Genomic DNA, 5468 nt, shown 5'->3' with positions numbered 1-5468 from the left:
TATAGTTGTTTTAAATAACTTGTAGACGGGCTTCGACTTCGCTCAGCCCTCGGTGTAAGCTAGCTGAGCGAAGTCGAAGCTGTAGTTTTTATTTGAATTATCTATATTTACCAAAACCCGTAAAGTTGCGCCCCATAGGGGCGCAACTTTACGGGTTTTGGTTTGTAATTAATTATGCCTAGCTACTTAAAAAGCCGAAAATCATAACCAATTAACCTATCAAATCTAAATTTAGGCAAATCTAAGGGGCTTGCAATTTAATAAAGTACCAAATATAAAACCAGAATCATTGGGGCGGCGGAGCCACCCCAATGATTCTGGAAAATCTGGATTGATATAGGTTTATTTGTTAGGCTGAGGAGTCAGGCGCAAGTAAGGCTTAACAGGATTGAAGCCTTTAGGGAATTTCTCTTTAGCGGCTTCATCGGAAACAGAAGGAACAATAATCACATCATCACCATCTTTCCAGTTTGCGGGTGTGGCAACACTGTAGTTATCGGTCAATTGCAAAGAATCGACTACACGTAAAATTTCATCAAAATTACGACCCGTGCTAGCAGGATAGGTCAATGTAAGACGAAGTTTTTTGTTGGGATCGATGATAAACACCGATCGCACCGTTAGGGTATTACCAGTTGCTGAATTGGGATGAATCATGCCATAGAGGTCTGAAACTTTGCGATCTTCATCAGCAATAATCGGATAATTAAGGGTTGTATTTTGAGTTTCCTCAATATCACCTACCCATCCTTTATGGGATTCAACGCCATCAACGCTCAAGGCAATAGCTTTGATATTACGCTTATCAAATTCGCCTTTTAGTTTAGCCACAGTGCCTAACTCAGTAGTGCAAACTGGGGTAAAGTCTTTGGGATGAGAGAACAAAATTGCCCAGCTATCGCCGATCCACTCATGAAAGTTAATAGTGCCTTCGGTGGAGTCTTGAGTAAAATCGGGTACGGTATCGCCTAAACGCAGTGTCATATTTTTATTTCTTGTTTGAGTTCAGTCTTCTTGGCTACAAATCTAAGATACAAGATTATTGCCAAAATCGCTAGCCCTATAGGGCGGTATTCCCATCGCTTTAGTGTAGATTGTGGCGTATAACTCCACTTCCCCAAGATAAGTACTTACAGCAATTATCGATCAAACGAACCACAAGGGAATTTTTGAAGGCGTTGCGAAGCAACGCTTTCAAAAATTCCCTTGGTTTGGATTTGAGCGCAAAGCGCTGTATCTTGGGGGGCTGGGCGCTAACACTCTAGCAATAACAATCTTGAGCGATTTTGGCTTTTTTAGTTTTGCTGATTGACATTGTGCGATCTTTACAGGAAACTAAGTAACTGCGAGTTAGAAAGTAAGTGCTTATAACGCGCTAGCTGAGAGCCCAGCTTTAAACGTAAAGTTAATCGCAGGGCACAAAAATAGGCACAAAAATACCAGTTGCGGAACTGGCGGAATTGGTAGACGCGCATGTTTCAGGTACATGTGTTGAAAGACTTGGGGGTTCAAGTCCCCCGTTCCGCATAAATAGTAAAAAAATAGTAAAAAGGCTCGCGTTGCGAGCCTTTTTACTGTCGAAATATAATCGCTTGATTTCCACCCTTTTGAAATTCGTAGCCTACTTGAATAATTTCGGAGCTTATACCTTCTTTATCTAAGATGCGACATATTTCATCAATATAAGGCGATCGCGCTTGGGCGAGGGTTAACAATGGAAAAATCCTTACTTCTTCGGCAATGCGACATAGTTCGCGGATAGAGTCTAAATGGAACTCAAAACTGAGGTGATCGGAATATAGAAATAGCAAGTGCGAGCATAGGGCAAGCTGAAATTGATTATCTCGAAAATCTAGTTTTGGGAGTTCGGCATTAAGATATCTGCCTTCCGACTTGCCGCGCTCGAAATCCGCCAGAAATAAAGCGATCGCTTTTTCCCGATTAGCCCGTAAATCTTCAGGAGATTTATGATAGTTCCATGTCCAATTATTAGGGGTGTTACGCACCTGCTCAATGATGCCATCGATGCAAGCATCAAAGCGGCTTTTAATTTCTGCCCCCGTAAATTGATAAATGGGATCGATCGATGTGACTTGATACCCTGCGGCGGTCATCTCCGCATTAAAGCTTGCGGGTCCATCACCGATACCTATTATCGTTTTTGCGCGATCGCGTTCCGTAAGCGCAAACATTAACTTATATTCGGCTTTTGCACGCCCAAAAGGAACGATTTTATCTAAGATCATCATGATTTATTGCCGAGATATGATTTTGTCTAATTTTATCTTGGGGCTTTCCGCCAACCACTAGCGATCGCCTCAGATTCTGTGCAAAACCATTTCTCTCCCTTACTTACATCAATGTTGGTTGTAGCATAATCTTCCATATTCGGCAGGTGATATAATTTATCACCTGTACTCATAGAAATATTACCCTTAAGGAATCCACTGCATCAAAGGGAAAATTTTCATTAGCAAGAAACCGCATAAATTAAGCAGGTATTAAGTAAACTTTTTCTGCTTTGAGCGATGCACTTGCATAGCTGAAACAAGCTTGAATATCGTCAATCATAATACCTGGATAATTACGAAGAACTTCTTCGGCACTCCAACCCTGTGCGAAAAGATCAATAATAAATTCAACCGCAAGACGAGTTCCTTTGACTACAGGTTTACCAACTAAAACATCAGGATTAATGGTGATACGCTCTTGCCAGTTCATAGAGTGTTGGTATTCAAACAAAACACTATTCTACAACTTGAGACTTACAAGTAGCTATGCATAATTAATACCAATTTCCAAAATAGCAATGCCATTTTGGAAATCTCAAAACCTTACTGGGTCTGTTTTTTAATTCACTGAAGTGAGCCAACACTTCAGTGAATTGGTATAACGTGAGTTCGGGTTAAGCTGGCAAGTTTTAAAAGCCCAAGAGTAAAAGCTTTGCGTAGCAAGGCTTTTACTCTTGGGCATTGAGAAAGGGTTTGCTACGCAAACCCTTTCTCAATGCCCGTTTCAAATTATCCCGAACTCACGTTGAACTAAAAAACAAACATATAGCTGCCGCCAGTTTTGTTAGGACAAAATCAAAACCCCAAAGAGAGTTGCCACGCTCCGCGTGGCAACTCTCTTTGGGGTTTTATGCCTGATACAGTGGGCAGCAGCTATAGTAAGGGTAATACCCTCTAAATACCAATTCCCAAAATGGCAACGCCATTTTGGGAATCTCAAAACCTTACTGGGTTTGGTGTTTAATTCACGAAAGTGTTGTCGTACTTTCGTGAATTGGTATGAATTTGAGTAGCGGCGCAAAGCGCCGCCACTGGAGACAGCTACAGGGCTATGAGCGATTAACCTTTTACACAGATAATCTGTTTGAGAGTTGCCACTACTTCTACAAGATCGGTCTGCTGATCCATAACCTGCTCGATCGCTTTATAAGCAGCAGGTATTTCATCGATGATTCCCGTATCTTTACGGCATTCTATCCCTTGAGTTTGTTGAATTAGGTCATCTAAGTTGAATTGTTCCTTCGCCTTACTTCGTGATAGCAATCGCCCCGCCCCATGGGAGCAGGAGCAATAACTTTCAGAATTACCTTTACCTTTGACAATAAAAGACTTCGCTCCCATAGAACCTGGAATAATGCCATAGTCTTCTGTTCTTGCCCTTACCGCACCTTTACGAGTGACATATACTTCTTCACCAAAGTGAGATTCCTTCTCGGCATAATTATGATGACAATTTACGGTTAGTAAAGGTTTAATAGGTTTACCGCCACTGGCATACTTCTCAATAATTTTTTTAAATCGCGCCATCATCACGTCGCGATTGAACCTTGCATATTCCTGCGCCCATTGCAAATCGCGCCAATAAGCTGCGAATTCAGCAGTGCCCGCCACAAAGTAGGCAAGATCCTTATCCATTAAAGAAGTATCGGCTAATCGCGCGAGATTCTTAGCTGTCTCAATATGTCTTTGCGCGAGCATATTACCAATATTTCGCGAACCAGAATGCAGCATCAACCATACTTGATTATCCGTATCTAGGCAAACCTCTATGAAATGATTCCCTCCGCCAAGAGAACCTAATTGTTTCATTGCTTTACTTTCAAGATGCTGCACACCCAAATGGAGGTCATGGAATTCATGCCATCCTTGCCAATTGAGAACTGGCTTTTCGACTTCTTTGTTGTCATTAAAGCCGACGGGAATGGCAGCTTCGATTTCAAGGCGAATTTGCTTTAATTTCCCTTCTAGTTGCTCTTGGCGAAATGGAGTTTTAATTGCTGCCATCCCGCAACCGATGTCTACGCCCACAGCCGCAGGCACGATCGCTTCTTTAGTCGCGATGACCGAACCAACCAGCGCCCCTTTACCGAGATGCACATCAGGCATAAGGGCAACGTGTTTAAACACAAAGGGTAAGGAAGCGACATTCTTCGCCATTTTTATTTCCGCATGACCGAGATCATGCCCTGCCCAAGACAAAACTGGCTTAGGCGTTGCGATATCTAGTTTTTGAAAAGGCATGATTTTAATTGCGTTTCATGATGTAGTATGCATACTACATCATGAAACATGTTAACGCAATAGTTAAAAGCATAAAGTCTATCTCTTTTATTCTCTTTTAATCTCTTTTATTGATATAGCAGTCCTAAATCATTCCTGACTTTGCTAAGTTTTAGGGTGACTTTCGCGATCGCTGCCAATATTGCACCCCAAAGGGTAGCAAAGATAGAAGAACTAAAAAACAGGATGCAAGTGTAAATTGAAAAAGTTCATTATCTTGGATAGCTGATTTTCCTGAAACCCCTAACCAAGTATAGGCAATGCTTCCAGGAATAACGCCGATAAAAGTTGCAAATGTATAAATCTTGCTGTTAATTGGAGTGAGAGCCAATAGAAAATTGATGATATTAAAAGGGGCAATGGGTGCGAATCTTAACGATAGAACAAGATTGAAGGGTTTATTGGTAACTGCTTGATTGAGCTTTCGCAGTAATTTATGGTTCCCAAAGGTAGCGATCGCCCAATCATGGAAAATGTAGCGCGTAAAGTAGAATGCACCTAAGGCTCCTAAGGTTGCTGCTAGGGTAGACCATACCGTTCCCCATCCAAACCCAAATAGGACACCACCAGCTAAAGTATGCATCGTAATTGGTAAACCCAGAATTGCCACCAATACATAGGTTGAGACAAACAAAGGAATCGTCCAAATTCCTAAGCTTTGTAAATATGAGGAGAGAATTTGCCGATCTAGTAGTCCCCTTAAAGGAGTGATAAAGAAGAGAAGAATAATGCCAAGGAATAATAGGATTTTGAAGTTCTTTTGGCAAAGTCTGAGAAACTTAGGGAATAAAGTCCGCATCATTGTACCACTCACTTATTAAAACGATTTAATTGAAACGATTTAAACAAAATCAGAGAGCGCATCGCTCGCTAAGCGAGCGATGCGCTCTCTGATTT

At 41.5% G+C, this 5468-nt stretch carries 6 protein-coding genes and 1 tRNA gene; 1 reads left to right on the top strand and 6 read right to left on the bottom strand.

The genetic code is table 11. The features are described 5' to 3' along the window. Positions 1–342: 342 nt before the first annotated feature. Positions 343–984, bottom strand: coding sequence for a peroxiredoxin (locus AC805_RS15795; RefSeq protein WP_055076308.1), 642 nt, complete (start codon positions 982–984; stop codon positions 343–345). 461 nt (positions 985–1445) lie between these two features. Between AC805_RS15795 and AC805_RS15790 the strand changes: the two genes are divergently transcribed. Then, positions 1446–1527, top strand: a tRNA-Leu gene (locus tag AC805_RS15790). A 44-nt stretch (positions 1528–1571) separates the two neighbouring features. On the opposite strand, the gene AC805_RS15785 is transcribed toward AC805_RS15790, so the two are convergent. The 5 genes from AC805_RS15785 to AC805_RS15770 form a co-directional block, all read right to left on the bottom strand. Continuing rightward, positions 1572–2249 carry an SAM-dependent methyltransferase gene (locus tag AC805_RS15785; RefSeq protein WP_082429517.1) on the bottom strand — a complete coding sequence of 226 codons (678 nt, stop codon included), beginning with the start codon at positions 2247–2249 and terminating at the stop codon, positions 1572–1574. 32 nt (positions 2250–2281) lie between these two features. Beyond that, positions 2282–2422, bottom strand: a complete 141-nt coding sequence (locus AC805_RS24810; protein WP_197278750.1) for a hypothetical protein — start codon at positions 2420–2422, stop codon at positions 2282–2284. Positions 2423–2490: 68 nt separating this feature from the next. Further along, positions 2491–2721 (bottom strand): DUF433 domain-containing protein, encoded by a 231-nt coding sequence (locus AC805_RS15780; protein WP_055076306.1) that lies wholly within the window; start codon positions 2719–2721, stop codon positions 2491–2493. A gap of 629 nt (positions 2722–3350) precedes the next feature. Next, on the bottom strand, positions 3351–4532 hold the full coding sequence (locus tag AC805_RS15775) for an RtcB family protein (protein WP_055076305.1): 1182 nt from the start codon (positions 4530–4532) through the stop codon (positions 3351–3353). 151 nt (positions 4533–4683) lie between these two features. Then, the gene (locus tag AC805_RS15770; protein WP_055076304.1) at positions 4684–5373 is read right to left on the bottom strand and encodes a TVP38/TMEM64 family protein; all 690 of its coding nucleotides are present in this window, start codon (positions 5371–5373) and stop codon (positions 4684–4686) included. Between the last annotated feature and the right edge of the window lie 95 nt (positions 5374–5468).

It is taken from the genome of Pseudanabaena sp. 'Roaring Creek' (assembly GCF_001402795.1).
In the GTDB taxonomy this organism is placed as follows: Bacteria; Cyanobacteriota; Cyanobacteriia; order Pseudanabaenales; family Pseudanabaenaceae; genus Pseudanabaena.
Note: the sequence above shows the minus strand (reverse complement) of the source record. Positions and strands in the feature narration are given on the sequence as shown.

Bases quoted from the DNA above. Each gene is read 5' to 3' on its own strand.
- AC805_RS15795 (WP_055076308.1), bottom strand. From the start codon at position 984: ATGACACTGCGTTTAGGCGATACCGTACCCGATTTTACTCAAGACTCC.
- AC805_RS15785 (WP_082429517.1), bottom strand. From the start codon at position 2,249: ATGATGATCTTAGATAAAATCGTTCCTTTTGGGCGTGCAAAAGCCGAA.
- AC805_RS24810 (WP_197278750.1), bottom strand. From the start codon at position 2,422: ATGAGTACAGGTGATAAATTATATCACCTGCCGAATATGGAAGATTAT.
- AC805_RS15780 (WP_055076306.1), bottom strand. From the start codon at position 2,721: ATGAACTGGCAAGAGCGTATCACCATTAATCCTGATGTTTTAGTTGGT.
- AC805_RS15775 (WP_055076305.1), bottom strand. From the start codon at position 4,532: ATGCCTTTTCAAAAACTAGATATCGCAACGCCTAAGCCAGTTTTGTCT.
- AC805_RS15770 (WP_055076304.1), bottom strand. From the start codon at position 5,373: ATGATGCGGACTTTATTCCCTAAGTTTCTCAGACTTTGCCAAAAGAAC.